We start from the raw sequence: 25,921 nt of genomic DNA, 5'->3' as shown, positions 1-25,921 counted from the left end.
GAATCGGCAGACGACCCCAAATCAGCCTCGCACGGCATTTACGTAAAAGTCAATTGACGGACGAGCCGAGGAGTTTGCATCGGCATCGCCTGAACCTCGGCAGCCTCATGGAACGCGGAACCACCATGTGGCGAGCCCGAGAAAAGCGAAGAAGCCGACGCAGTCGGTTACGGTGGTGACGAACACGGCGGAGGCCACCGCCGGATCGATCTTGAAACGATCGAGCACCAGCGGAATGAGGATTCCTGCCAGCGCTGCCGCGAACATGTTGATGATCATCGCGGCGGCGATGATCCCGCCCAGATTGGCATCGTGGAACCAGGTCCCGGCGACCATGCCGATCAGCACGGCAAAGACGATGCCGTTGATGAAACCCACCCCCAACTCGCGTCGTATGATGCGGGCGGCGTTGTAGATGTCGAGGTCTCTCGTCGCCAGAGCCCGCACGGTGACGGTCATGGTCTGCGAGCCGGCATTGCCGCCCATCCCGGCAACGATCGGCATCAGCACCGCCAGCGCCACGATGTGCTCGATCGTGCGGTCGAACAGGCCGATGACCGAGGCGGCCAGGAAAGCCGTAAGCAGGTTGACCAGGAGCCACGGCACACGCGAGCGCGAGGTTGCCAGGATGCTATCGGACAGCTCTTCGTCACCGACGCCGCCCATGCGCAACAAATCTTCCTCGGCTTCCTGTTGGATCACGTCGACGACGTCGTCGATGGTGAGCACGCCGACAAGCCGCTCGTTCTCGTCGACCACCGCCGCCGAGAGCAAGTCGTATTGCTCGAATTCGCGCGCCGCTTCTTCCTGGTCCATCGTGGCTGGAATGGCGTGGCGGGTCTCGCGCATGATGTCCTCGACCTTCACCGCGCGCTTGGTGCGCAGGATCTGGTCGAGGTCGACGGCGCCGACGAGCTTGAAGCTCGGATCGATGACGAAGATCTGGCTGAAGCGGTCTGGGAGGTTCTTATCCTCGCGCATGTAGTCGATCGTCTGGCCGACCGTCCAGAACGGCGGCACGGCGACGAACTCCGTCTGCATGCGCCGGCCAGCCGTCTCTTCCGGATAATCGAGCGCGCGCCTCAGCCTGATGCGTTCGGTGAAGGGCAGTTGCGACAGGATCTCGTCTTGGTCCTCTCGGTCGAGATCTTCGAGGATGTAGACGGCGTCGTCGGAATCGAGTTCCTGGACCGCTTGCGCAATCTGCTCGTTGGGCAGGTTGTCGACGATATCGAGACGGATCGCCTCATCGACCTCGGTCAGCGCCGAGAAGTCGAAATCGGTACCGAGCAGATCGACCAGCGCGCGACGCTGTTCGGGATGCAACGCTTCAAGCAGATCACCCAGTTCCGACTGGTGGAGGTCATCGACCTCGCGTTTGAGGGTCAGCGTGTCACGGTCGGCAATCGCCGCGCCGATCTGCGCCAGGAAGGATGCGCGCACGGCACCGTCCTCGCCATAGATGTCGGCGTGGTGCTCATCGGCGGGCGTGGCGCCGGTCGTCTCTCTGTCCTCGCCTTCCACCAGAGCCTCCCGCCAACAGCAATCCAGTAAGGGTGTGAAATCAGGTCTAGCGCATGACCCCGAAAACCGGAATCGGTTTTCGGGAACCCGAGCTTGGAGCAGCAGATAGCGCAACGCCCCGAATCGTCTTGGGAAGACGCCGCTCTAACACGCGGAATACTCGACAAAATGCGCCTGTTCCGCAACCGCCGGGATGCCACGAAGGGCAAAGGGATTCGCGTTCAGCCGGCGCGACAGCCCATGTCGCTGGGGAAAGAGCGTCACTGTGCGGTTGGGGCAGAATTGCTATGATGCAGGTCCAGAGGACCGCAACTGCGCAAGAATCGACAGGACAAACGGCAGGCCTTGAACCTCAAATCCAGGAAAACGAACGAAGCAGCGGGCGAGCAGCGCGTGCGCGTTGTCGTTGCCGAGCGCAATCCACTCGTTGTCTCGGCGCTCAGCGAAATGCTGGAATGCGATGGCCGTTTCGAGCTGGTGAGTTGCGTCCATGGCGGCCAGCAATTCCTGGAGCTGGCCGCGGACACCAAGTTCGATGTCGCGGTGATCGGCTGGAAACTCGCCGACATGGACGGTGCGGACATCCTGGCGGAAGTCCAGAACCGCAAGCTCGACATACGCATCACCGTCTTTTCCAACGATCACGACATCGGCATTCTGAAGCGGTGCGTGCGCCTTGGAGCCCAGGGCTATTGCTTCCAGTTCGACGATCCGCAAATCATCTTCGAGACCATTCTGGCGGTCGCGCACGGGCGCATCTGCATTCCCTATATCGACATCAACAGGGTCAACGACACGCCGCTTTCGCAGCTCACCGTGCGTGAGCGCGAGTTGCTTGCGGTGCTTGCCGATGGCTGGACCAATCTCCAGATTGCGACCCGAACCGGAATCTCGGAGAACACGGTGAAGTATCACCTCAAGAATCTCTACGACAAGCTCGACGTGCGCAATCGTGCCATGGCCGTAGCCCTCTATGCGACCGAGACGCGTCGAAGCCCAAAATAGCCGTTCGGGTAGTTTGACCGGGTAGGAGCGCACTACCCGCGCGTGGCGACATCCTATCCGGCAAGGTGTTGTTGCGACACAGCGATCGCACGACACTCCCCCGACAATCCAACGATCGGAGGAGTTCGCGCATGGCTGGGTTCACCCATCTTTTCATCCCTGGGCCCACCAACATTCCCGAAGAGGTGCGGCAGGCGATGAACCTGCCGATGGAAGACATGCGCGCTGCCTCGTTCCCCAACCTGACCTTGCCGCTGTTCGAGGACATCAAACGCGTGTTCAAGAACGAGACCGGCCGCGTCTTCATCTTCCCCTCGTCCGGCACCGGCGCCTGGGAAGCGGCGATGACCAATGTGCTCAGCCCCGGCGACCGGGTGCTGATGTCGCGCTTCGGCCAGTTCTCGCATCTGTGGGTCGACATGGCCGAGCGCCTCGGCTTCGAGGTCGACGTCATCGACTGCGAATGGGGCACCGGGGTTCCGCTCGATCTCTATGCCGAGAGGCTTCGCGCCGACAAGGCGCATCGCATCAAGGCGGTGTTCTGCACCCAAAACGAGACCGCGACCGGCGTCACCAGCGACGTCGCCGGCTGCCGCGCCGCGCTCGATGCGGCAAACCATCCGGCGCTTTTGTTCGTCGACGGCGTGTCGTCGATCGGCTCGATCGACTTCCGCCAGGAGGAATGGCGCGTCGACTGCGCCGTCAGCGGCTCGCAGAAGGGCTTCATGCTGCCCGCCGGCCTCGGCTTCCTGTCGGTCAGCCCGAAGGCGCTCGCCGCGGCGCGCGTCGCCACCCACCGGCGCTGCTACTTCTCCTTCGAGGACATGATCCGCGTCAACGATGCCGGCTACTTCCCCTATACGCCGGCCACGCAATTGCTGCGCGGCCTGCGCGCCTCGCTCGACCTGATCGCCGAGGAAGGGCTGGAGACCATCTTCGCCCGCCACCATCGCCTGGCCGAGGGCGTGCGCAAGGCGGTCGAGGCCTGGGGGCTGAAGCTGTGCGCCAAGGCGCCGCAATGGCATTCCGACACCGTCAGCGCCATCCTGGTGCCGGAAGGCATCGACAGCGCCGACGTCGTCAAGCGCGCCCACGGCGCCTACCAGACCTCGCTCGGCGGCGGCCTCAACAAGGTGGCCGGCAAGGTCTTCCGCATCGGCCATCTCGGCTGGCTGAACGAGGTGATGGTCTGCGCCTCGCTGTCGGCGGCCGAAATGGCGCTGCTCGACTGCGGCGTGCGCCTGGCGCCGGGCTCGGGCGTGGCGGCGGCGATCGAGCATTTCCGGCGCACGGCCGAAATGCCGGTCGCCCGGGCAGCGTGAGGGACGAGCCATGAGCCACACCATCAACCACCTCAAGAAACTGAGACTGCAGCGCAGCGAGCTGGCGGTGCCGGGCTCGAACCCGGAGATGATCGACAAGGCGGCCAGCAGCGCCGCCGACTTCATCTTCCTCGACATCGAGGACGCGGTGGCGCCGCCCGACAAGGAGCGCGCCCGCAACAACATCATCCAGGCGCTCAACGACATCGACTGGCGCGCCAAGGGCAAGACCGTGTCGGTGCGCATCAACGGCCTCGACACCCATTACATGTACCGCGACGTCGTCGACATCATGGAACAGGCCGGCGACAAGCTGGACACCATCCTGGTGCCGAAGGTCGGCGTGCCGGCCGACCTCTACATGGTCGAGGCGATGGTCAACCAGATCGAGATGGCCAAGGGTTACAAGACCCGCGTCGGCCTCGAGGCGCTGATCGAGACCGCGCTCGGCATGGCCAATGTCGAGGCGATCGCGGCCACCCCCGGCCGGCTGGAGGCGATGCATTTCGGCGTCGCCGACTATGCCGCCAGCACCAAGGCGCGCACCGTCAACATCGGCGGGCTCAATCCCGACTATCCCGGCGACCAATGGCACTTCGCGCTGTCGCGCATGACGGTGGCCTGCCGCGCCTACGGGCTTCGCGCCATCGACGGACCGTTCGGCGACTTCTCCGATCCGCAAGGCTACACGGCCGCCGCAAGGCGCGCCGCCGCGCTCGGCATCGAAGGCAAATGGGCGATCCACCCCTCGCAGATCGCTTTGGCCAACGAGGTGTTCTCGCCGCCGGAAAAGGAGGTCGCGCGCGCCCGCCGCATCCTCGAGGTGCTGAAGGAGGCCGAGGCGCTCGGCAAGGGCGCGGCCGCGCTCGACGGCAAGATGATCGACGCCGCCTCCGAGCGCATGGCGCGCAACGTGCTGGTGGTGAGCGAGGCGATCGAGCGCGCCGGCCAAGGCCATGGCGCGGCGCCCGGCCAGGCGCATTGAGATTCCCAGGAGGACAAGATGGACATTCACGAATACCAGGCCAAGGAACTGCTCGCCCGCCACGGCGTGCATGTGCCGCGCGGCGGGCTCGCCTACAGCCCCGAGCAGGCGACCTACCGGGCGCGCGAGATCGGCGGCTCGAAATGGGTGGTGAAGGCGCAGGTCCATTCCGGCGCGCGCGGCAAGGCCGGCGGCATCAAGCTGTGTTCCAATGACGAGGAGATCGCCAACGCCGCCGAAGCCATGCTCGGGCGCAAGCTGGTGACCCAGCAGACCGGCCCGCGCGGCAAGCTGGTGTCGCGGCTCTATGTCGAGGAGACGGTCAACATCGCGCAGGAGCTCTATCTCGGCTTCGTGCTCGACCGCAAGGCCGAGCGGGTCATGATCGTCGCCTCGGCCGCCGGCGGCATGGAGATCGAGGAGATCGCCGAGCGGCAGCCGGATTCGATCATCCGCGCCACCGTCGATCCCGGCGTCGGCATGCAGCAGTTCCAGGCGCGCGAGATCGCCTTCGGCCTCGGCCTGGAAAGCAACCTGATCGGCAAGGCCACCGAAACCATCATGGGCTGCTACCAGGTGTTCCGCGATTACGACGCCTCGATGCTGGAGATCAATCCGCTGGTGGTGACCCGCGACGGCAATCTGGTCGCGCTCGACGCCAAGATGTCGTTCGACGAGAACGCGCTGTTCCGCCGCCCGGAGATCTCGGAGCTGCGCGACAAGAGCCAGGAGGACCCGCGCGAGACCTTCGCCAGCGACCGCGGCCTGTCCTATGTCGGGCTCGACGGCAACATCGGCTGCATCATCAACGGCGCCGGGCTGGCGATGGCGACGATGGACATGATCAAGATCGCCGGCGGCGAGCCGGCCAACTTCCTCGACATCGGCGGCGGCGCCTCGCCCGAGCGGGTCGCCAAATCGTTCCGCGCCGTGCTCGGCGACAAGAATGTCGAGACCATCCTGGTCAACATCTTCGCCGGCATCAACCGCTGCGACTGGGTCGCCGAGGGCGTCATCAAGGCGATCCGCGAGGTCGGCGTCGAGGTGCCGCTGGTGGTGCGGCTGTCCGGCACCAAGGTCGAGGAAGGGCGCAAGATCCTGGCCGAGTCCGGCGAGGCGGTGATCGTCGCCGACACGCTGGCCGAAGCCGCCGAGAAGGCGGTCGCCGCCTGGCGCGAAGCCGCCAAGAAAAAAGCAGCCTGAGGGAGGTCGAGAAATGGCAATTCTGCTCAACCGCAGCACCCGCGTCATCGTGCAGGGCTTCACCGGCAAGATCGGCAGCTTCCATGCCGAGGACATGAAGCGCTACGGCACCAGGCTGGTCGGCGGCGTCACCCCCGGCAAGGGCGGCCAGAGCCATCTCGGCCTGCCCGTCTTCAACACCGTCAAGGGCGCGGTGCGCGAGACCCGCGCCGAGGCCAGCATCGTCTTCGTGCCGCCGCCCTTCGCCGCCGATTCGATCATGGAGGCGGCCGACGCCGGCATCAAGCTGTGCGTGTGCATCACCGACGGCATCCCCTCGCAGGACATGATGCAGGTCAAGCGCTACATGCGCCGCTACCGCTTCGAGGACCGCATGCGCCTCGTCGGGCCGAACTGCGCCGGGGTGATCACCCCCGGCCAGGCGCTGATGGGCATCATGCCGGGCAGCATCTACCTGCCCGGCCGCGTCGGCATCGTCGGCCGCTCCGGCACGCTCGGCTACGAGGCCGCCTCGCAGATGAAGGCGCTCGGCATCGGCGTGTCGACCAGCGTCGGCATCGGCGGCGACCCGATCAACGGCTCCTCCTTCAAGGACATTCTGCAACTGTTCGAGCAGGACGAGGACACCGACGCCGTGGTGATGATCGGCGAGATCGGCGGCCCGCAGGAGGCCGAAGCCGCGCTCTGGGCGCGCGACAACATGCGCAAGCCGCTGATCGCCTACATCGCCGGGCTTTCGGCGCCGAAGGGCCGCCGCATGGGCCACGCCGGCGCGATCATCTCGGCCTTCGGCGAATCGGCGCAGGAGAAGGTCGAGATCCTGAAGGAAGCCGGCGTCGTCATCGTGCCGACCCCTGCCTCCTTCGGCGAGGTCGTGGCCGAGACGCTGGCGCGGTCGAAGAGGGCGGCCTGAAAGACGGTCAGGCGGCGGGCGGGCAACTGCCAAAGTGCAAGGCGGTGGGGGTCGGCTCGTCTGGCCTTCCACCAACGCTTCCCGCTGTCCGGATCTTGCGGTGCCGAAGGATCAACTTGCGACAACGCGCGACTGCATGCGCAGCGTTCTCATCGGCACTTCCACAAGGCTATGGGTCAAGATCGCGAGTACTGCCGACACAATGACCGTTATGAGCAAAGTCGGCACCCACTCGTAGGATTGCCGCAACAGATACGCGATCGGAAAGTGCCAAAGATAAATCGAGTAGGATAGAAGCCCCACGCGGACGAGGACGGGCCGCGACAGGAAGCGATGGATTTCGGTTCGCCTGTCGGTCGCGGCAACCAGCAGCGCGGCCGCGCAAACCTCCACCAGTGGCTGCGCAATCACCAGTGAAGCTGGCGTATATATTTGCGTGCCTGCCATCACCAGCAGGATTGAGCATGCGGCGGCTTTGCCGATGCTGTCCAGCAGGGAGATGTCGTTGACGCTCGGCTTTGCCAAAGCCACGATCGTCCCCGCCAACAAACCCGTCAGACGAGCGTCAGGACGATAGTAAACCCATTCGCTAGGCAAGTTTTGCAGCAGCAAGAATCGCCAGATAGTTGCACCGCAGAAGATCGCGATCACTGCTGCGGTCGGCCGAGGCAGGCGCAGGATGACGACCAACGGCAATGGCCATATCAGGTAGAACTGCTCCTCGACGGCCAATGACCACGTGTGCCGAAGGGCTCCGTACTCAGGTTCATAGGGCGCGAAGAAGTCGGTCAGATAGACAGCCGCGATCAGCGTCTTTCCGGATGTCGCCTGACCAGCAAGCAGGACGGCAGCCAACATCAAATAGAGAGGCGGAGTGAGGCGCACCAGCCGGTTCCAATAGAAGCGGCCGAGATCGATGCTCTTGGTTTCGTCAAGCTCGTTGCGCAGTATGGATGTGATCAGAAAGCCGCTCAGCACAAAGAACAGATCGACCCCAAAAAAACCTCCGGCCAAGAACGGCACCTGACAATGGAACGCCACCACAGCCAGTACGCTGACTGCACGCAATCCGTCCAGCGGAGGATTGTGGATCACCAAAGCCTCCCCCGAGAAGTCGGGCGAAGGTATTACGACATTCTTTAACTTAGGGTTTCCTTGATCAGCGCGATGCACCGCGTGAAACGGACTCAGGCGACGCGTTTCAAGTCTTTGCTTGATCCATCATAGGGCCCCAGACGACGGCGCAGTTCTGGGCGGCAGGCACCACGCGGCAACGCTTCTTTGTGCCGCCGGCATGCTGTGGTTGTGGAACCGGCTCAACTCCATCGGCCCGGGCGCCGGACAGACACAACGCCGATCTGTGCGACCGCCGAGAATCGGCAGCAAGTCTGGATCTCAACGATTGAAATGGTGCGGTCGAGAAGACTCGAACTTCCACGGGTTGCCCCACAGCGACCTCAACGCTGCGCGTCTACCAATTCCGCCACGACCGCACGTGGTAGGAGCCGGAACCGACCGGCCCGGGGCCTGTAGCAAATCGTTTCCGGCGAAACAAGTGCGCCGTGCGGAATATTCGCCGCCGATATGCACAACCCTGCAAGGCCGGGTCGCCAGCCACCGGAACTGGACGTTTTAGCGGATTGCCGCCATATAAGCGCGAGTCGAGATCATGCCATGACAGAACGCAGCCAGATCGCCACGTCGTTCCTGCCCCTCCCCGGTTCGGCGCCGGTCGAATGGGTGATCGAGCCCGGCCTCACCTCCTATCCAGACGCGCTCGCCTTCATGGAGGCACGGGCCGACGCGATCCGCAATGGCGCTGCCGGCGAGATGGTCTGGCTGGTCGAGCATCCGCCGCTCTACACCGCGGGAACCAGCGCCCGCGTCGATGATCTGATCGACCCCGACCGGTTCCCGGTCTTCGCTGCCGGCCGAGGCGGCGAATACACCTATCACGGCCCCGGCCAACGCGTGGCCTATGTGATGCTTGACCTCAAGCGCCGGCGCGAGGACGTCCGCGCCTTCGTCGCCGCGCTCGAGCAATGGATCATCGGCACACTTGCCGCCTTCAACGTGCGCGGCGAGCGGCGTGAGGACCGCGTCGGCGTCTGGGTGGTGCGGCCGGACCGCCCCGCCCCGCCGGACGGTACGCCGGCCGAGGACAAGATCGCGGCCATAGGCATCCGGCTGCGGCGCTGGGTGAGCTTCCATGGCATTGCCATCAATGTCGAGCCGGAGCTCGGCCATTTCAGCGGCATCGTGCCTTGCGGCGTCTCGGATCACGGCGTCACCAGCCTGGTCGACCTTGGCCTGCCCGTCACCATTGCCGATGTCGACCTGGCGCTGAAAGCCGCGTTCGAGGATGTGTTCGGGCCTGCCGCTGCGCCTTTGGCGGAGCCGGAGCGCAAGGCCGGCTGATTTGCCTCAGGCCTACATCAGCCGCGCCAACGCCCACAGCACGCCGTAGCCATGGATGGCAAACCGCCAGCAGCGCGCCGGCCATGGCAAGCCTGTCGAAGGCATGGATCGGCTTCAGCTCGTGACGCGGCTTCACGCCGCTTCCCATGGTGAGCAGGCTGAGAATCGAGAACACCGCTCCCGCGATCAGCAGGAAACTGGGCGAAAAGCCGACATGCCAGCCGAGAGCAAGCAAAGCCGATAGCAGCAGGAACGACGCCAGCGCCAGCGCGATCGGCCCTGGGCAGATCTGGCGCAGCACCTGGCCGCCGTCGAACTTCCACACCGGCACCAGGTTGGCGATGTTGAACAGCGACGCGCAGCCGGCAAGCGTCGCCAGCAACGCGGCGGCCAGCCGATGGCCCTCGCTACCGGCAAGACCGCTAGCGGCGATCAGCACCGGCACCAGGAAAGCGGAGAAGCCTGCGCCCATCAGCGCCACGAAGGCGACTTCGAAGCGACTGTCATAAGGTCTTCCGCCGATGGCGACGCCGCCGAGCAGCGGAATGAAGATCATGCGCGCACGGCGATGCCCAGTCAGCCGGAACGCCGCCATGTGGCCGAGCTCGTGCAGCGCCACCACCGAGGTCAGGATAGCGGCGAGCGCCAGGCCACCAAGGTTGAGACCGAAGAAAGGCCACAGGATGAAGGCCGAGAGTACGGCAAAGCCGATCTGGCTCAGCGGATGCTCGAACCAGCCGCCCTTGCGATACTCACCGGTTCTTGCCCACACCTGCAGCTTGCCGAGCTCGCGGCGGAGCGCGAAGTAGCGGAAGATTAGGAAGGCAACGCCGCGATAGTGGTCGGTTTGCCTCAGCGTCACCCGCGTCGCATCGCCTTCGGATACGAGTTCGGCGGTCTCTCGATAGTTGGCCCAGAATGAGGGATCGAGCGCCGTGTCCTCAATGATACGCATCGAGAAACGGCTGCCCTCAACGACATCCTCGAACCGAGCCCTGCGCTCGATCGGCTGACCATCGCGGCCTTCCCAGGACAGTCTCAATCGCACAGCCCCTTCGCTATCCATGGCCTCGGCCGAGAGGATCTCGCCGGACCAGCCGGCGTCACGGCCGAGCGGCCACAGCGCCTGCCAGAGACGATGGCGGTCGGCCTGGACCAGGCGGCTGACGCGAACGGTGCACAGTCCCAGCGGCAGGCTCATCAAGAGAAAGATCAGTCCGAGATTTCCGGCCACGAGGATGACCGTCACAATGACCGACACTGCCTTTGCTCCCATGTCTGAAGCAGCAGCCTAGCGGGGGCAGGGCCAAGAAAAACTTAACAATGGGCGGGCTTGCCCGTCCCAAGGGCGGGCCTTTGCCCGCCCGCACAGCGGCGGTAACCGCCCCATCCTCACATGGCGCCGATCCAGAGCGCCATGGAAATGAGGAAGGTGCTCATGCAGACCAGCGAGATGACATCCTGAACCAGATCGGCCATAACTCTCTCCTGTTTGTGTAATGTTCATAATTTGTTCTAATTTTGTTCGAATGTCAACGATCGCCAATGGCGCGCCGGAACGAATCCGGCGATCCGTTCGGGCAAGGTTAAGGAAAGGTTGACGAAGCGTTAGGGCTCTATGGGAACGAGCCGAAGCCAAGTGCAGTCAAGATTGGGATCAGGCCGAGCCGAGGATGAAAGGGTCCGAAGCGCAGGAAACAGCCATACGGAAGCCGGCCGGCCCGAATATCGAACAGCCCTAAAGCGGCACTACCTTGCCGTCGGCCAGCGTCACGCGGCGGTCCATGCGGCCGGCCAGTTCGTGGTTATGGGTTGCGATCAGCGCGGCCAGACCGGACTGCCTTACCAGCGCCTCGAGCGCATCGAAAACGTAGGAGGCGGTGGTCGGATCGAGATTGCCGGTCGGCTCGTCGGCGAGAAGCACCAGCGGCGCATTGGCCACGGCACGCGCGATGGCGACGCGCTGCTGCTCGCCGCCCGAAAGCTCGGACGGCCGATGCTGCGCGCGCTTGCCAATCTGCATGTAGTCGAGAAGCTGGGCCGCCCGCTCGGCGGCGTCCTTGCGGCCGAGCCCTTTGATCAGCTGCGGCATCATGATGTTTTCAAGCGCGGAGAATTCCGGCAGCAGATGATGGAACTGGTAAACGAAGCCGACATCGTTGCGGCGGATCGCCGTGCGCTCCTCGTCCGACAGCCGGCCGCAGGCACGCCCGCTGAGGATCACGTCGCCGGCGTCCGGTCGCTCGAGCAGTCCCGCCGTATGCAGCAGGGTCGACTTGCCGGTTCCGGACGGCGCCACCAGTGCTACCATCTCGCCACGGTTGAGCGAAAAGTCCGCACCGTTGAGGATGGTGAGCTTGCGCGGCCCCTGGACATAGTGGCGCTCGACACCCTTCAGCTCGATTACGGCTTCGGCCATCACTCGTACCTCAAGGCTTCGACCGGATCGAGCCTGGCCGCCCGCCAGGCTGGAAACACCGTTGCCAGGAAGGACAGGCTCAGCGCCATGATGACGACATAGGTCGTCTCGCGCGCGTCCATTTTCGCCGGCAGCTGGCTGAGGAAATAGAGTTCCGGGTTGAACAGGATCCTGCCGGTCATCCAGGAGAAGAACTGCCGGATAGATTCGATGTTGAGGCAGATGACGACGCCGAGCAGCACGCCGGCTATGGTGCCGGTGACGCCGATCGCCGCCCCTGTCATCAGGAAGATGCGCAGGATCGCGCCCCGTGTGGCGCCCATGGTGCGCAGTATGGCGATGTCGTGTCCCTTGTCCTTCACCAGCATGATGAGGCCGGAAATGATGTTGAGCGCCGCCACCAGAACGATCAGCGTCAGGATCATGAACATGACGTTGCGCTCGACCTGCAGTGCCGAGAAGAAGGTCTCGTTGCGCTGGCGCCAGTCGACGAGGTCGATCGGCCGCTGCGCCGCCTGTTCGACCAGCGGCTTCAGCGCATCGACATTGTCGGGGTTGTCGACATAGATCTCGATGGTCTGCGCCCGCCCGTCCATGTTGAAGAAGAGCTGCGCTTCGGAAAACGGCATGTAGACGATCGAGCTGTCATACTCCGACATGCCGACCTCGAAAATCGCAGTGATCTTGTAGCCCTTCATGCGCGGCGTGGTGCCCAGCGGGGTGACGTCGCCGTCTGGCGAGATCAGCGTGATTGTGTCGCCGAGCACGAGGCCCAGATTCTCGGCCATCCGCTTGCCGATCGCCACGCCCTCGCCGGCGTCGAAGCCGTCGAGCGTGCCCTGCTTGATGTTGCCGGCGACAATCTGGATCTTGCCGAGGTCTTCGCCGCGAATGCCGCGCACCAGCGCGCCCACGCCGCCCCCGACATTGCCCTGCGCCAGCACCTGCCCGTCGATCAGCGGGATAGCGTATTTGACGCCGGCAACGCCATTGATGCGGCTCGCCACCTGGGCGTAGTCCTCCAGCGGCGAATCCAGCGGCTGCACGATCAGATGGCCATTGACGCCAAGGATGCGGGTGAGCAGCTCGGCGCGGAACCCATTCATCACCGCCATGACGACGATCAGCGTCGCGACGCCCAGCATGATGCCGAGGAAGGAGATCGAGGCGATGACCGAGATCACCGTCTCCTTGCGCCGCGAACGCAGATAGCGCCACGCCACCATGCGCTCAAAGCCCGAGAAGGCGCCTGCCGGAGATCGGACTGCAGCCGCCTCGCTCATCAGGCGATACCCAGGCGCTTCCCGGCGTCCGCGATCGGCAGCGTCTCGCGCTCACCGGTCCGGCGGTTCTTGATCTCGACTTCGCCGGCGGCCACGCCGCGCGGCCCGACAACCACCTGCCACGGCAGGCCGATAAGATCCGCGGTGGCGAACTTGCCGCCCGGCCGCTGGTCGCTATCGTCGTAGAGCACGTCCTTACCGGCCGCGGTGAGCGCCGCATAGAGTTCTTCGCAGACGCGGTCGCACTCTCCATCGCCCACCTTCATGTTGATCAGGCCGACGTCGAACGGCGCCACCGACTCCGGCCAGATGATGCCGTTCTCGTCGTGACTCGCCTCGATGATCGCCGCGATCAGCCGCGTCGGACCGATGCCGTAGGAGCCGCTCGAAACGAAATGGTCCTTGCCGTCCGGACCGGTCACCTTGGCGCCCATCGGCTTGGAGTATTTCTCGCCGAAATGGAAGATATGGCCGACCTCGATGCCGCGCGCGGAGAGCCGGTCGGCTTCCGGCACCTTCGTCCAGGCCTCCTCGTCATGCATTTCGTCGGTGGCGGCGTACGGGGTCGTCCACTGTTTCACGATGTCGCCGATCTCGGCGTCGTTGGAGAAATCGGTGTTCTCGCCCGGCACCGCAAGCGACAGATACTCGCGATCGCAGAACACCTGGCTTTCGCCGGTCTCGGCCAGGATGATGAACTCATGGCTGAGGTCGCCGCCGATCGGGCCGGTGTCGGCGCGCATCGGAATAGCCTGCAAGCCCATGCGCGTGAACGTCCTGAGATAGGAAACGAACATGCGGTTGTAGGCGGCCTTGGCGCCTTCATAGTCCAGGTCGAAGGAATACGCGTCCTTCATCAGGAATTCGCGACTGCGCATGACGCCGAAACGCGGCCTGACCTCGTCGCGGTATTTCCACTGGATGTGATAGAGGTTGAGCGGCAGGTCCTTGTAGGACTTGACATAGGCGCGGAAGATCTCGGTGACGACTTCCTCGTTGGTCGGCCCGTAGAGCATGTCACGGTCCTGGCGATCCTTGATGCGCAGCATCTCCTTGCCGTAATCGTCATAGCGGCCGCTTTCGCGCCACAGATCCGCCGACTGCACGGTCGGCATCAGAATCTCCAGCGCGCCAGCCCGGTTCTGCTCCTCGCGAACGATCTGGCAGACCTTGTCCAGCACCCGCTTGCCGATCGGCAGCCAGCTGAAGCTGCCCTGCCCCTGCTGGCGGATCATGCCGGCGCGCAGCATCAGCCGATGCGAGACGATCTCGGCCTCACGGGGGTTCTCTTTGAGAATGGGCAGGAAATAGCGCGACAAACGCATGGACTGGTCCGTGAGTGAGAATAGCGGCGCCGGAATCGGCGCAGCCGAGGCTGCTTGCCCGGGCTTCATAGCCATTTCATGACCGAATGGAAACCCGAGCGCCGCAAAGTGTTGCGGCCTTCTGGTACTCGCCGAAAAAGGGCTTCCGGGCCGCAAAATGCCGATTAAGCCAATTTGATCGATTCACAAGCAAGCCATGCCATACTATTGTGCAGTGCAGCACGATATTGCCCATTTGGAGGCAAAATTCTTCGTGACATTTTCACCTGCCTTGGTCTAGTGTGCGCCGATAACCGAGAGGGCGGAGAAAAATCTGCTCTCCTACGCGGTCAAAGTCTTGGGAGGATGCGATCTAGGCGCGGTAACTCGCTGCCGCCGGACACCGGAAACGGATCGGACGCGTTTAAATTGCAAGGCCTCGTGCCTTGCATTTTTTTTGGGCAATCATCTGCTTAGCACGATAAGTCGCCAAACCGCATTGCGCTGCGTCTGTCGCTGAAATCGGAAGCCGGCTTCCGATTCAACCGTCGCGCACGCATGCCGACATATACTTGCGAGAGACTGGCCGAGGCCCTTAATTGGCGTCGCTATGACTGAAGTTCGGCACGATGTGCGGGATGTCGTCGAAGCCCAGGCCGAGCCCTCTCGTCAGACCGTAAAAACCGCCAATGACGATCGCCGTGACGATCGTCGTGCGGATGACTGCGCGCAGCATATGCGGTCCGCGCGGTGCGCTCGAAACCGTGCCCAGCGTCACGTCTTTGTCCTCGTCCTGCGTGCGCAGGCTGAATGGCAGCACCGCGAACAGCACCAGCCACCAGGTGACGAAGAAGAGCGCTGCAAACGAAATCCAGCTCATGCCTGCTCCAGTTCGACCAGCGTGCCGAAGAAGTCCTTCGGGTGCAGGAACAGCACCGGCTTGCCATGCGCGCCGGTCTTCGGATTGCCGTCGCCGAGCACGCGCGCCCCGCTCGCCTTGAGATGGTCCCGCGCGGCCAGAATATCGTCGACCTCGTAGCACACGTGATGCATGCCGCCTGAGGGATTCTTCTGCAGGAAGGCGGCAATCGGTGAAGCGTCCCCGAGCGGCTCCAGCAACTCGATCTTGGTGTTGCCGACATCGACGAACACCACCGTCACGCCATGCTCCGGCAGCGCCTGCGGCTCGCTCAGCCGCGCACCCAGCGCATCGCGATAGACCGCGACCGCCGCAGCCAAATCCGGCACGGCAAGCGCGACGTGGTTAAGGCGTCCGAGCATATAACGCTCCGCGTTAGGGGAGTAAGGGAGTAGGGCAGTAGGGGAGTAGGAAAAAACAAGATTGAAGAACAGCAACTGCTCGCTCTTCCCTATTCCCCTACTGCCTTATTCCCCTATTCCCTTATTCGTCACCGCGTGACGAATACAGTCACCAGTGGCTTCTTGCCCCAGGCTTCATTGGCGGCGCCCCGCACGGCGCGGCGCACCGCCTCCTGCACCAGGTCGAGGTCTTTTCGGCGCTGGCGGGGGATGGAGTCCACCGCGCCGATTGCCGCATCGAGCATCAGGTCTTCCAGCGTCTCGCCGCTGGCATCGGCCTCGGCGACACCGATCGCCACCAGATCGGGATCGCCGGCAAGCTCGTATTTTTCGTCCAGCACGACATTGACTGCGACATGGCCGGCAAACGACAGCTTGCGCCGGTCACGGATGCCCATCGCCTGGTCGGTGCCGATCAGAATGCCGTCCTTGTAGAGGCGGCCGAACGGCACCTGGTCGATGATCGTCGCCGGGCCGGGCCAGAGCCTCAGCATGTCGCCGTCACGCACCTGCGCCACCTGGCCGATGCCCGACATCGACATCAGCGAACCCTGCGCCACCAGATGCGCCGCCTCGCCATGCACCGGCACGCCGATCTGCGGCCGCACCCATTCATACATCTTGCGCAATTCGCTGCGGCGCGGATGGCCGGAGACATGCACCAGCGCATCGCCGTCCTCAATGATCTTCATGCCAAGGTCGATGAGCCGATTCTTGATTTCGAGGATCGCCTTCTCGTTGCCGGGAATGGTGCGCGAGGAAAACACCACCGTGTCGCCGGCCGTAAGCGCCACCGATTTCATCTCGTCGCGCGACAGCTTCGCCAGTGCCGCCAGCGGCTCGCCTTGGCTGCCGGTGCAGATGATCACCAGGTTCTCGCGCGGGATGAAGCCGTAATCCTCCTCCGAGATGAATTCCGGCAATCCGTCCATATAGCCGAGCTCGGTCGCGACATCGATGACGCGCTTCAGCGAACGGCCGAGCACAAGGCACTGCCGGCCGGCATCGCGCGCCGCCCTGGCGATCGAGACGATGCGCCCGACATTGGAAGAGAATGTGGTGACCGCAACACGGCCCTTGGCCTTCTCGATCACCCCCTTCAGGCCTTCGCCTACCGCCACTTCCGAGGGCGACTCCCCTTCCCTCAGCGCATTCGTGGAATCGCAGATCAGCGCCAGCACACCCTTGTCGCCATAAGCGCGGAAGCGTGCCTCGTCCGTCTTCGGTCCGATCGTCGGCGCTGGGTCGATCTTCCAGTCGCCGGTATGGATCACCGTTCCGGCCGGCGTCGTTATCGCCAGCGACATCGGCTCGGGGATGGAGTGCGCCACCGGAATGGCCTCGATCTCGAAAGGACCGATCGTGAACTTCTCGCCGGCCCGATAAATCGTCGCGGGGATCTTCGGCGCGCCCTGCTCGCCTTGCCGCTTGGCTTCGAGCAGCCCGGCGGTGAACGGCGTCATCCAAACCGGGGCTTTGAGCTTCGGCCAGATGTCGAGCAGCGCGCCATAGTGGTCCTCATGCGCGTGGGTGATGACGATGCCGCGCAAGCCGTCCAGGTTCTCCTCGATGAAGCGCGTGTCGGGCAGGATCAGATCGACGCCCGGATGCGCGGTATCGGGGAATGTGACGCCGACGTCGACGACGATCCATTCGCGCGCATCGGCCGGCCCGTAGCCGTAGAGGGCGAAGTTCATGCCGATCTCGCCAACGCCGCCAAGCGGCGCGAAGACGAGTTCGGCGTTTCCGGTATTCGCCATGAATTCTTCCTTCCTGGCCGCTCAAGCCAAGCCGTTGGAGCAATTCCAGGAAAAGTGTGTCACGGTTTTCCGTCCGGAATTGCGCAAAAACAAACTATATCCGCGCCGATGCGACCGCGCCGAAATGCACGTCGCCGGCCGCGATCGTCAGAACAGATCCGTCCTCGTCGCGGATCACGAAACGGCAGTCCTCGTCAATGGTTTCAAAGACGCCGCGCACCACATTGCCGTCAATTCTGACAGCAACCTCACCGCCAAGGCCGGCCGCGCGCGCCAACCAGCGCTTCCTGATGGCCGTGAGTCCACGCCCGTCATCCCACAGCCTGGCATTCTCGCTCCACGCATCCGAAAGCGCCAGGAACAGCGTCTCGGCATCGCAATCGGCACCCAATGCCTGAAGCGATGTCGCCGGATAGGGCAGTCCCTCGGGATAGGCCACGACATTGACGCCGATGCCGACCGCGACCGCGAAACGGCCACCGTCCAGCATCGCCGATTCCAGCAGAATGCCGGCCAGCTTGGCGCCGGAGGCGAGCACGTCATTGGGCCATTTCAGCTCGAAGCGATTGCGTCCTTCGCTGCCGCCGTCGACAGCAACGGCGATCCGGCCTTGCGGGACGACGGCATCGAGCGCATCGGCAAGCGCAAGCCCGGCGACGAAACCGAGCGTCGCGGCGAGCGGCAATTCGCCGCCGGGGACCAGCAGCAATGTCGCCGCCAGATTGCCTTCCGGAGTGGCCCAGGCACGGCCGCGCCGGCCGCGGCCGCTTTCCTGCTTCTTCGATACGACCCAGAGCTTGCCGGGGTCGCCGGCGCGCGCATGTTCCAGCGCCAGCGCGTTGGTCGAGCCGACGCTGTCATGGGCCGCGAGCCGGAACCCCTCCGACGCCGCGGTTGGAGCCAGCCGAAATGCCATCCCGTCAGAAGAATGTCTTTGCGGCGGCTTCGGCCATCCCGCTGATCGAACCCCCGATCCAGGGCAGGATATAGAAAACCATGAAGGCGCCGCTGACGCCGAGCACGAGGCGCAACTCGCTTGCCATCGGCACAAAGCCGCCGACCGGCTCGTCGAACCACATGATCTTGATGATGCGCAGATAATAGTAGGCGCCAACCACCGAAGCCAACACGCCGATGATCGCCAGCGCATAGAGATGGGCGTTGATGGCGGCGAGGAACACGTACCATTTCCCCCAGAAGCCGGCGAGCGGCGGAATGCCGGCCAGCGAGAACATCATGATGGTGAGGATGGTGGCCATGACCGGGTTGGTCGAGATAAGGCCGGCCAGATCGCCGATCTGCTCGACATTGCCTTCCTTGCGCCGCATGGCGAGGATGAAGGCAAAGGTGCCGAGCGTCATCACCAGATAGATCAGCATGTAGATGGCGACGCCGCGCACGCCATCCTGGCTGTTGGCGGCAAGCCCGACCAGCGCATAGCCCATATGGCCGATCGAGGAATAAGCCATCAGCCGCTTGATGTTGGTCTGGCCGATGGCGGCAAAGGCGCCGAGCGCCATCGAAGCGATCGAAATGAAGACCACGATCTGCTGCCAGTCGGCGGCGATCGGCTTGAAGGCTCCCATGGTGACGCGCACGATCAGCGCCATCGCCGCCATCTTCGGCGCCGCCGCCAGGAAAGCAGTGATCGGCGTCGGCGCGCCTTCGTAGACGTCCGGCGTCCACATGTGGAAGGGCACGGCCGAAATCTTGAAGGCGAGGCCTGCGAGCACGAAGACCAGGCCGAAGACGAGGCCGAGCTGGCGCTCGCCGCCGCCCAGTGCTGTCGCGATCTCCTGGAAGCCGGTGTTACCGGTATAGCCGTAGACCAGCGATATGCCGTAGAGCAGCATGCCCGACGACAGCGCGCCGAGGACGAAATACTTCAGGCCCGCCTCGGTCGAGCGGATATTGTCGCGGTTGATCGCTGCCAGCACATAGATCGCCAGCGACTGCAGCTCGAGGCCGAGATAGAGCCCGATCATGCCGTTGGCCGAGATCATCAGCATCATGCCGAGCGTGCAGAGCACGATCAGCACCGGATATTCGAACTTGTCGAAATGCTCCTGCCTGGCGAAGCGCATCGACATGACCAGCGTCACCGCCGAGCCGATCAGCGCCAGCATCTTCATGAAGCGGCTGAAGGAATCCTGGACGAACGCGTTGCCATAGGCGGCCCCCTGGCCAGCGGAGAAGGCCAGCCACAAGCCGGCGACGACAAGCACGGCGACCGCGAGCCCGGTCACCGTCATGGTGTTGTTGGAGCGCGAATAGGCGCCCACCATCAGAAGGGCCAGCGCGCCGATGGCAAGGATCAGTTCCGGGGTCGAGAGCGAAAGGCTGGAGAGAAGGTCCGGCGTCATGGTATTTCCCCAGTCAGTTCGCCGCCGCGGTCTGCGCGGAATTGATGGATGCGGTGACGTTGGTGACGAGCGCTTTTACCGACTGCGTCGTGGCGTCGAACACCGGCGCCGGATAGACGCCGAAAAAGATGACCAGCGCCACCAGCGGGTAGATGATGACCTTCTCGCGCGCCGACAGGTCGAGCAGGTTCTTCAGGCTTTCCTTGGTCAGCGCGCCGAAGATGACGCGGCGGTAGAGCCAGAGCGCATAGGCGGCCGACAGGATGACGCCGGTTGCCGCGAAGAACGCCACCCAGGTGTTGACCCGGAACACGCCGAGCATGGTCAGGAACTCGCCGACGAAGCCGCTGGTGCCCGGCAGGCCGACATTGGCCATGGTGAAGATCATGAACACTGTGGCGTATTTCGGCATGTTGTTGACCAGCCCGCCATAAGCGTCGATTTCGCGCGTGTGCATCCGGTCGTAGATGACGCCGACGCACAGGAACAGCGCGCCGGAGACGAGGCCGTGGCTGAGCATCTGATAGATCGCGCCCTGCACGCCTTCCTGGTTCATCGCGAAGATGCCCATGGTGACGAAGCCCATATGGGCGACCGACGAATAGGCGATCAGCTTCTTCATGTCCTCCTGCATCAGCGCCACCAGCGAAGTGTAGATGATGGCCACCACCGAAAGCGTGAAGATCAGCGGCGCGAACATTTCCGAGGCGATCGGGAACATCGGCAGCGAGAAGCGCAGGAAGCCGTATCCGCCCATTTTCAGGAGGATGGCTGCCAGGATGACCGAGCCCGCCGTCGGCGCCTCCACGTGGGCGTCGGGCAGCCAGGTGTGCACCGGCCACATCGGCATCTTCACCGCGAAGGAGGCGAAGAAGGCGAGCCACAGCCAGGTCTGCATGTTGGCCGGGAAATTGTGCGTGAGCAGCGTGGTGATGTCGGTCGTGCCGGACTGGAAGAACATCGCCATGATGGCGAGCAGCATCAGCACCGAGCCGGCGAGCGTGTAGAGGAAGAACTTGAACGAGGCATAGACTCGCCGCTTGCCGCCCCAGACGCCGATGATGATGAACATCGGGATCAGGCCCGCCTCGAAGAAGACGTAGAACAGCACGATGTCGAGCGCGCAGAACACGCCGATCATCAGCGTCTCGAGGATCAGGAAGGCGATCATGTAAGCCTTCACGCGCTTCTCGATCGCCTCCCAGGAGGCGAGGATGCAGAGCGGCATCAGGAACGTCGTCAGGATCACGAACAGCATCGAGATGCCGTCGACGCCCATATGGTAGGAAATGCCCGAATCCAGCCAGGCGGATTTCTCGACGAACTGGAAGCCGGCCTGCGAATTGTCGAAGCCCTTCCAGATGAACAGCGAGACCACGAAGGTGAATGCCGTCGTGATGAAGGCGATGGCGCGGATGTTGCGGCGCGCGTTTTCACTGTCGTCGCTGATCGGCAGGATAAGCAGAACACCAACCAGCGGCAGGAAGGTGACCAGCGAGAGGATTGGCCAGTCGGTCATCAGAGCATCATCCAGGTGACGAGAGCGGCCACGCCGATCAGCATGGCGAAGGCGTAGTGATAGAGATAGCCGGTCTGCAGCTTGACGACCCGGTTGGTGACGTCGACGACGCGCGCCGAGATGCCGTCGGGGCCGAGCCCGTCGATGACGGCGCCGTCGCCGGTCTTCCACAGGAACCTGCCGAGGCGTTTCGCCGGCCGCACGAACAGGAAGTCGTAGAACTCGTCGAAGTACCACTTGTTGAGCAGGAAGCCGTAGAGCAGGCGGTGGTTGGCGGCGACGCTGCGGGGCAGTTCCGGCGAGCGGATATAGAACTTCCAGGCGATCGCGAAGCCGATGATCATGGCGACAAACGGTGCCAGTTCGACCCACAGCGGCAGTTCGTGCATCTCGTGCAGGATGTGGTTCTCCGGCAGCGTGAACAGCGATGCCTTCCAGAACTCGGCATAGGCCTCCCCGATGAAGGCGCCGTGGAAGATGATGCCGGCAAAGAGCGCGCCGGCCGCCAGTATGAACAGCGGCACCAGCATCACCGGCGGCGATTCATGGACATGGTGCATGACCTCGTGGCTGGCGCGCGGCTCGCCATGGAAGGTCATGAAGATCAGGCGCCACGAATAGAAGCTGGTGAAGCAGGCGGCGATCACCAGCAGCACGAAGGCAAGGCCGGCGACCGCGTTGTGGCTGGCAAAGGAAGCTTCGATGATCGCGTCCTTGGAGAAGAAGCCGGCAGTGCCGATCACCGTCGCCGGGATGCCGACGCCGGTCAGCGCCAGCGTGCCGATCACCATCATCCAGTAGGTTTTCGGGATAAGCGTCCTCAGCCCGCCCATCCTGCGCATGTCCTGCTCGTCGGAGACGGCGTGGATGACCGAACCCGAGCCGAGGAAGAGCAGCGCCTTGAAGAAGGCATGCGTGAACAGGTGGAAGATCGCCGCGCCATAGGCGCCGACGCCGAGCGCCACGAACATGTAGCCGAGCTGCGAGCAGGTCGAATAGGCGATGACGCGCTTGATGTCGTTCTGCACCAGGCCGACGGTCGCCGCGAAGAAGGCCGTGAAGGCGCCGATGAAGGTGACCACGGTCAGCGCCGAATGCGACAGCTCGAACAGCGGCGACAGCCTCGCCAGCATGAACACGCCGGCCGTCACCATGGTCGCGGCATGGATCAGCGCCGAGACCGGTGTCGGGCCCTCCATCGCGTCGGGGAGCCAGGTGTGCAGCGGCACCTGCGCCGACTTGCCCATGGCGCCCATGAACAGCAGCAGGCAGACGACCGTCAGCGCCGTGTGCTTGTCCAGCGCATGGCCGAGGAAGGTGAGCACGGCGGCTCCCTCCGGCGCGCCCTCTGCGGGAAGAAAGGATGCGGCATTGGCAAACACGGTGCCCAGATTGACCGAGCCGAACAGCACGAACACGCCGAAGATGCCGAGCGCGAAGCCGAAATCGCCGACGCGGTTGACGACGAAGGCCTTGATCGCGGCGGCGTTGGCGGAGGGCTTCTTGTACCAGAAGCCGATCAGCAGATAGGAGGCGAGGCCGACGCCTTCCCAGCCGAAGAACATCTGCACCAGATTGTCGGCCGTCACCAGCATCAGCATCGCGAAGGTGAACAGCGACAGATAGGCGAAGAAGCGCGGCCGGTTCGGGTCGTGGTGCATGTAACCGATCGAATAGATATGGACCAGCGCCGACACGGTGTTGACGACGACCAGCATCACCACGGTGAGCGTGTCGATCCTCAGCGCCCAGGCCACGTCGAGCCCGCCGGCCTGGATCCAGCGCAGCACCGGCACGGTGAACACCTCGCCATGGCCGTAGCCGACGGTGAAGAAGGCGATCCACGACAGTACCGCCGAGATCACCAGGAAACCGGAGGTGATGTATTCGGATGCCTTGGCGCCGAGCGAATTGCCGAACAGGCCGACAATCAGGAAGCCGAGCAGCGGAAGGAAGACGATGGCCTGGTACATGGTTGTTCCCGTCAACCCTTCATCTGGTTCACGTCTTCGACCGCGATCGAGCCGCGGTTGCGGAAGAAGACGACAAGAATGGCAAGCCCGATCGCGGCCTCAGCCGCGGCGACGGTCAGCACGAACAGCGCGAACACCTGTCCGACAAGGTCATGCAGCGCTGCCGAGAAAGCGACGAAGTTGATGTTCACCGCAAGCAGGATCAGCTCGACCGACATCAGAATGACGATGATGTTGCGGCGGTTCAAAAAGATGCCGAACACGCCGAGCGTGAATAGGATCGCCGATACGGTGAGATAATGCGCGATGCCGACGACCATCTCAGATGCCCTCGCCCGACTTGACCTTGCGGATTTCCATGCCCGTCGCCGGCGTGCGTCCGACCTGGGCGGCGATCGACTGCCGCTTGACCCCTTCCTTGTGGCGCAGCGTCAGCACGATGGCGCCGATCATGGCGACCAAAAGCACGAGGCCGGCAATCTGGAAGTAATAGAGGTAGTCCGTGTAGAGGATATCGCCGAGCGCCGCCGTGTTGGAGCGCGCCGCGAGATCCGGCGTCTGCTTGGCGACCGTCGAGGCCAGCTGCGGCGCAAAGCTGTAGCCGCCGAGCACGACGATCAGTTCCGCCGCCAGGATCAGTCCGACCATCGCGCCGATCGGTGCATATTGCAGCGCGCCCTGCTTCATCTCTGCGAAGTCGACGTCGAGCATCATGACGACGAACAGGAACAGCACCATCACCGCGCCGACATAGACGACGAGCAGGATCATCGCCAGGAACTCGGCGCCGGTCAGCATGAACAGCCCTGCGGCGTTGAAGAAGGTGAGGATCAGGAACAGCACCGAATGCACGGGGTTGCGCGACGAAATGACCATGAAGGCCGACGCCACGGCGACAAAGGCGAAGAGGTAGAAGAAGGCCGCCTCTAGTCCACTCAGCATGGGTTCCCCCGGGGTTCAAATTCCGATTCCGTTCCGCCTCGGATCCGAAATCGCGTGTTCCTTAGACGGGCGACGTTGCGCCGTCCACTTTTCTTGTTCCTTCTCCCTGTTGACGGGGAGAAGTGCGCCAATCACCGATAGGGCGCATCCAGCGCGATGTTGCGCGCCAGTTCCCGCTCCCAGCGATCGCCGTTCGCGAGCAGCTTTTCCTTGTCATAGTAAAGCTCCTCGCGCGTCTCGGTCGCGAACTCGAAATTCGGACCCTCGACGATGGCGTCGACCGGGCAGGCTTCCTGGCAGAAGCCGCAATAGATGCACTTCACCATGTCGATGTCGTAGCGCACGGTGCGGCGCGTGCCGTCGTTGCGGCGCGGACCGGCCTCGATAGTGATCGCCTGCGCCGGGCAGATCGCTTCGCATAGCTTGCAGGCGATGCAGCGCTCCTCGCCGTTGGGATAGCGGCGCAGCGCATGCTCGCCACGGAATCGCGGGCTGATCGGCCCCTTCTCGTGCGGATAGTTGATCGTCTCCTTCGGCGCGAAGAACTGGCGCATCGACAGGAAGAAGGCGCTGACGAAATCCTTCAGCAGCAGCGCCTTTGCGGCTTGGCCAAGAGCGGACATCAGGCAAACCCCGTGATCTTGAGGAAGGCCGCGGTGGCGACCACCATGAATAGCGACAGCGGCAGGAACACCTTCCAGCCCAGCCGCATCAGCTGGTCGTAGCGGTAGCGCGGCACGAACGCCTTCACCATCGAGAACATGAAGAACATCAGGCAGACCTTGAGCACGAACCAGATCAGCCCCGGCACCCAGGTGAATGGGGCGAAGTCGAACGGCGGCAGCCAGCCGCCCAGGAAGAGGATGGTGGCCAAGGCGCACATCAGCACGACGGCGACGTATTCGCCGAGAAAGAAGAGCAGGAACGGCGTCGACGAATACTCGACCATGTGGCCGGCGACGAGTTCCGATTCCGCCTCCACCAGATCGAACGGCGGCCGGTTCGTCTCGGCCAGCGCCGAAATGAAAAACACGATGAACATCGGGAACAGCGACAGCCAGTGCCAGTCGAGGAAGGTGTTGGGCAGGCCTATCCGCGTTCCCAGACCATCCTGCTGCGACAGCACGATGTCGGAGAGATTGAGCGAGCCGACGCAGAGCAGCACGGTGACGATGACGAAGCCGATCGAGACCTCGTAGGAGACCATCTGCGCCGCCGAGCGCAACGCGCCGAGGAACGGATATTTGGAGTTGGAGGCCCAGCCCCCCATGATCACGCCATAGACCTCGAGCGAGGAGATGGCGAAGACATAGAGGATCCCAACATTGATGTTGGCGATCGCCCAGCCCTGGTTGACCGGAATGACGGCCCAGGCCGAAATCGCCAGCACCGCCGAGACCAGCGGTGCCAAGAGGAACACGCCCTTGTTGGCACCGGACGGGATCACCGGTTCCTTGAACACGAATTTCAACAGGTCGGCGAAGGCCTGCAGCGTGCCCCAGGGCCCGACGACGTTCGGGCCGCGGCGCAACTGCACCGCCGCCCAGATCTTGCGGTCGGCATAAAGTATATAGGCGACGAAGATCAGAAGAACGACGATCAGCACGACTGACTTCAACAGGATCAGCAGCGCCGGCAGCACGTAGAAGGAGAAGAAGGTGTCCATGC

23 protein-coding genes and 1 tRNA gene are annotated in these 25,921 nt (G+C 63.6%); 6 read left to right on the top strand and 18 right to left on the bottom strand.

The genetic code is table 11. From position 1 onward, the window contains the following. Positions 1-105: 105 nt before the first annotated feature. Positions 106-1,524 (bottom strand): magnesium transporter, encoded by a 1,419-nt coding sequence (mgtE, locus tag EJ074_RS26910; RefSeq protein WP_095807050.1) that lies wholly within the window; start codon positions 1,522-1,524, stop codon positions 106-108. Between the two features lie 345 nt (positions 1,525-1,869). On the opposite strand from mgtE, the gene EJ074_RS26905 reads away from it, so the two are divergent. From EJ074_RS26905 to sucD, 5 genes are all read left to right on the top strand, one after another. Then, entirely contained in the window at positions 1,870-2,529 is a 660-nt protein-coding gene (locus EJ074_RS26905) for a response regulator transcription factor (protein ID WP_245420398.1), read from the top strand. A 131-nt stretch (positions 2,530-2,660) separates the two neighbouring features. Further along, positions 2,661-3,851 carry an aminotransferase class V-fold PLP-dependent enzyme gene (locus tag EJ074_RS26900; protein ID WP_129553880.1) on the top strand — a complete coding sequence of 397 codons (1,191 nt, stop codon included), beginning with the start codon at positions 2,661-2,663 and terminating at the stop codon, positions 3,849-3,851. Between the two features lie 10 nt (positions 3,852-3,861). Next, positions 3,862-4,836 (top strand): CoA ester lyase, encoded by a 975-nt coding sequence (locus EJ074_RS26895; RefSeq protein WP_095809604.1) that lies wholly within the window; start codon positions 3,862-3,864, stop codon positions 4,834-4,836. Between the two features lie 18 nt (positions 4,837-4,854). Next, entirely contained in the window at positions 4,855-6,039 is a 1,185-nt protein-coding gene (locus EJ074_RS26890; protein WP_095809605.1) for a malate--CoA ligase subunit beta, read from the top strand. Between the two features lie 13 nt (positions 6,040-6,052). Beyond that, the gene (gene sucD / locus EJ074_RS26885; protein WP_129553879.1) at positions 6,053-6,952 is read left to right on the top strand and encodes a succinate--CoA ligase subunit alpha; all 900 of its coding nucleotides are present in this window, start codon (positions 6,053-6,055) and stop codon (positions 6,950-6,952) included. A gap of 111 nt (positions 6,953-7,063) precedes the next feature. Here sucD and EJ074_RS26880 read toward each other — a convergent pair whose 3' ends face one another. Then, complete coding sequence (locus EJ074_RS26880; RefSeq protein ID WP_165350017.1) at positions 7,064-8,047, bottom strand: acyltransferase; 984 nt, start codon at positions 8,045-8,047, stop codon at positions 7,064-7,066. A gap of 313 nt (positions 8,048-8,360) precedes the next feature. Further along, positions 8,361-8,445: transfer RNA gene (locus EJ074_RS26875), tRNA-Leu, on the bottom strand. 181 nt (positions 8,446-8,626) lie between these two features. Between EJ074_RS26875 and lipB the strand changes: the two genes are divergently transcribed. Continuing rightward, on the top strand, positions 8,627-9,370 hold the full coding sequence (gene lipB, locus EJ074_RS26870) for a lipoyl(octanoyl) transferase LipB (protein WP_095809405.1): 744 nt from the start codon (positions 8,627-8,629) through the stop codon (positions 9,368-9,370). Here the strand turns inward: lipB and EJ074_RS26865 are convergent. From EJ074_RS26865 to nuoH, 15 genes are all read right to left on the bottom strand, one after another. Beyond that, the gene (locus EJ074_RS26865; protein WP_245454752.1) at positions 9,270-10,631 is read right to left on the bottom strand and encodes a site-2 protease family protein; all 1,362 of its coding nucleotides are present in this window, start codon (positions 10,629-10,631) and stop codon (positions 9,270-9,272) included. The two genes, lipB and EJ074_RS26865, sit on opposite strands and share 101 nt — an antisense overlap. 477 nt (positions 10,632-11,108) lie before the next feature. Next, a complete protein-coding gene (locus EJ074_RS26860) occupies positions 11,109-11,792 on the bottom strand; it encodes an ABC transporter ATP-binding protein (RefSeq protein WP_176478509.1) in 684 nt (227 codons plus the stop codon). Continuing rightward, positions 11,789-13,072, bottom strand: a complete 1,284-nt coding sequence (locus EJ074_RS26855; RefSeq protein WP_095809407.1) for a lipoprotein-releasing ABC transporter permease subunit — start codon at positions 13,070-13,072, stop codon at positions 11,789-11,791. Before EJ074_RS26855 ends, EJ074_RS26860 begins: the two co-directional genes overlap by 4 nt. Then, positions 13,072-14,397, bottom strand: coding sequence for a proline--tRNA ligase (gene proS, locus EJ074_RS26850; protein WP_095809462.1), 1,326 nt, complete (start codon positions 14,395-14,397; stop codon positions 13,072-13,074). Before proS ends, EJ074_RS26855 begins: the two co-directional genes overlap by 1 nt. 574 nt (positions 14,398-14,971) lie before the next feature. After that, positions 14,972-15,256, bottom strand: coding sequence for a DUF1467 family protein (locus tag EJ074_RS26845; protein ID WP_095809408.1), 285 nt, complete (start codon positions 15,254-15,256; stop codon positions 14,972-14,974). Next, positions 15,253-15,657, bottom strand: coding sequence for a methylmalonyl-CoA epimerase (mce, locus tag EJ074_RS26840; RefSeq protein WP_095809409.1), 405 nt, complete (start codon positions 15,655-15,657; stop codon positions 15,253-15,255). The genes EJ074_RS26845 and mce overlap by 4 nt, the downstream gene beginning before the upstream one ends. A 128-nt stretch (positions 15,658-15,785) precedes the next feature. Beyond that, complete coding sequence (locus EJ074_RS26835) at positions 15,786-17,456, bottom strand: ribonuclease J (protein WP_095809410.1); 1,671 nt, start codon at positions 17,454-17,456, stop codon at positions 15,786-15,788. Between the two features lie 94 nt (positions 17,457-17,550). After that, positions 17,551-18,372: a biotin--[acetyl-CoA-carboxylase] ligase gene (locus tag EJ074_RS26830; RefSeq protein ID WP_095809411.1), complete on the bottom strand. Its 822-nt coding sequence runs from the start codon at positions 18,370-18,372 to the stop codon at positions 17,551-17,553. A 4-nt stretch (positions 18,373-18,376) separates the two neighbouring features. After that, on the bottom strand, positions 18,377-19,819 hold the full coding sequence (nuoN, locus tag EJ074_RS26825; RefSeq protein WP_095809412.1) for an NADH-quinone oxidoreductase subunit NuoN: 1,443 nt from the start codon (positions 19,817-19,819) through the stop codon (positions 18,377-18,379). A gap of 13 nt (positions 19,820-19,832) precedes the next feature. Further along, positions 19,833-21,338 (bottom strand): NADH-quinone oxidoreductase subunit M, encoded by a 1,506-nt coding sequence (locus EJ074_RS26820; protein ID WP_095809413.1) that lies wholly within the window; start codon positions 21,336-21,338, stop codon positions 19,833-19,835. Continuing rightward, on the bottom strand, positions 21,338-23,311 hold the full coding sequence (gene nuoL / locus EJ074_RS26815) for an NADH-quinone oxidoreductase subunit L (protein WP_095809414.1): 1,974 nt from the start codon (positions 23,309-23,311) through the stop codon (positions 21,338-21,340). The genes EJ074_RS26820 and nuoL overlap by 1 nt, the downstream gene beginning before the upstream one ends. An 11-nt stretch (positions 23,312-23,322) precedes the next feature. Then, entirely contained in the window at positions 23,323-23,631 is a 309-nt protein-coding gene (gene nuoK, locus EJ074_RS26810; RefSeq protein WP_095809415.1) for an NADH-quinone oxidoreductase subunit NuoK, read from the bottom strand. A 1-nt stretch (position 23,632) separates the two neighbouring features. Beyond that, on the bottom strand, positions 23,633-24,253 hold the full coding sequence (locus EJ074_RS26805) for an NADH-quinone oxidoreductase subunit J (RefSeq protein WP_095809416.1): 621 nt from the start codon (positions 24,251-24,253) through the stop codon (positions 23,633-23,635). Positions 24,254-24,384: 131 nt separating this feature from the next. Beyond that, a complete protein-coding gene (gene nuoI / locus EJ074_RS26800; RefSeq protein WP_095809417.1) occupies positions 24,385-24,876 on the bottom strand; it encodes an NADH-quinone oxidoreductase subunit NuoI in 492 nt (163 codons plus the stop codon). After that, the gene (gene nuoH / locus EJ074_RS26795) at positions 24,876-25,919 is read right to left on the bottom strand and encodes an NADH-quinone oxidoreductase subunit NuoH (protein ID WP_095809418.1); all 1,044 of its coding nucleotides are present in this window, start codon (positions 25,917-25,919) and stop codon (positions 24,876-24,878) included. Before nuoH ends, nuoI begins: the two co-directional genes overlap by 1 nt. Between the last annotated feature and the right edge of the window lie 2 nt (positions 25,920-25,921).

This window comes from Mesorhizobium sp. M3A.F.Ca.ET.080.04.2.1 (genome assembly GCF_003952525.1).
Taxonomy (GTDB): domain Bacteria; phylum Pseudomonadota; class Alphaproteobacteria; order Rhizobiales; family Rhizobiaceae; genus Mesorhizobium.
This window is presented reverse-complemented; position numbering and strand designations above follow the sequence as displayed.

What these genes read in the sequence shown, in the direction of transcription:
- EJ074_RS26830 (WP_095809411.1), bottom strand. Translation starts at nt 18,372, where the DNA reads ATGGCATTTCGGCTGGCTCCAACCGCGGCGTCGGAGGGGTTCCGGCTC.
- EJ074_RS26820 (WP_095809413.1), bottom strand. Translation starts at nt 21,338, where the DNA reads ATGACCGACTGGCCAATCCTCTCGCTGGTCACCTTCCTGCCGCTGGTT.
- nuoH (WP_095809418.1), bottom strand. Translation starts at nt 25,919, where the DNA reads ATGGACACCTTCTTCTCCTTCTACGTGCTGCCGGCGCTGCTGATCCTG.
- EJ074_RS26900 (WP_129553880.1), top strand. Translation starts at nt 2,661, where the DNA reads ATGGCTGGGTTCACCCATCTTTTCATCCCTGGGCCCACCAACATTCCC.
- EJ074_RS26855 (WP_095809407.1), bottom strand. Translation starts at nt 13,072, where the DNA reads ATGAGCGAGGCGGCTGCAGTCCGATCTCCGGCAGGCGCCTTCTCGGGC.
- EJ074_RS26835 (WP_095809410.1), bottom strand. Translation starts at nt 17,456, where the DNA reads ATGGCGAATACCGGAAACGCCGAACTCGTCTTCGCGCCGCTTGGCGGC.
- EJ074_RS26845 (WP_095809408.1), bottom strand. Translation starts at nt 15,256, where the DNA reads ATGAGCTGGATTTCGTTTGCAGCGCTCTTCTTCGTCACCTGGTGGCTG.
- nuoK (WP_095809415.1), bottom strand. Translation starts at nt 23,631, where the DNA reads ATGGTCGTCGGCATCGCGCATTATCTCACCGTATCGGCGATCCTATTC.
- lipB (WP_095809405.1), top strand. Translation starts at nt 8,627, where the DNA reads ATGACAGAACGCAGCCAGATCGCCACGTCGTTCCTGCCCCTCCCCGGT.
- nuoI (WP_095809417.1), bottom strand. Translation starts at nt 24,876, where the DNA reads ATGTCCGCTCTTGGCCAAGCCGCAAAGGCGCTGCTGCTGAAGGATTTC.
- EJ074_RS26895 (WP_095809604.1), top strand. Translation starts at nt 3,862, where the DNA reads ATGAGCCACACCATCAACCACCTCAAGAAACTGAGACTGCAGCGCAGC.
- EJ074_RS26890 (WP_095809605.1), top strand. Translation starts at nt 4,855, where the DNA reads ATGGACATTCACGAATACCAGGCCAAGGAACTGCTCGCCCGCCACGGC.
- proS (WP_095809462.1), bottom strand. Translation starts at nt 14,397, where the DNA reads ATGCGTTTGTCGCGCTATTTCCTGCCCATTCTCAAAGAGAACCCCCGT.
- sucD (WP_129553879.1), top strand. Translation starts at nt 6,053, where the DNA reads ATGGCAATTCTGCTCAACCGCAGCACCCGCGTCATCGTGCAGGGCTTC.
- EJ074_RS26805 (WP_095809416.1), bottom strand. Translation starts at nt 24,253, where the DNA reads ATGCTGAGTGGACTAGAGGCGGCCTTCTTCTACCTCTTCGCCTTTGTC.
- mce (WP_095809409.1), bottom strand. Translation starts at nt 15,657, where the DNA reads ATGCTCGGACGCCTTAACCACGTCGCGCTTGCCGTGCCGGATTTGGCT.
- nuoL (WP_095809414.1), bottom strand. Translation starts at nt 23,311, where the DNA reads ATGTACCAGGCCATCGTCTTCCTTCCGCTGCTCGGCTTCCTGATTGTC.
- nuoN (WP_095809412.1), bottom strand. Translation starts at nt 19,819, where the DNA reads ATGACGCCGGACCTTCTCTCCAGCCTTTCGCTCTCGACCCCGGAACTG.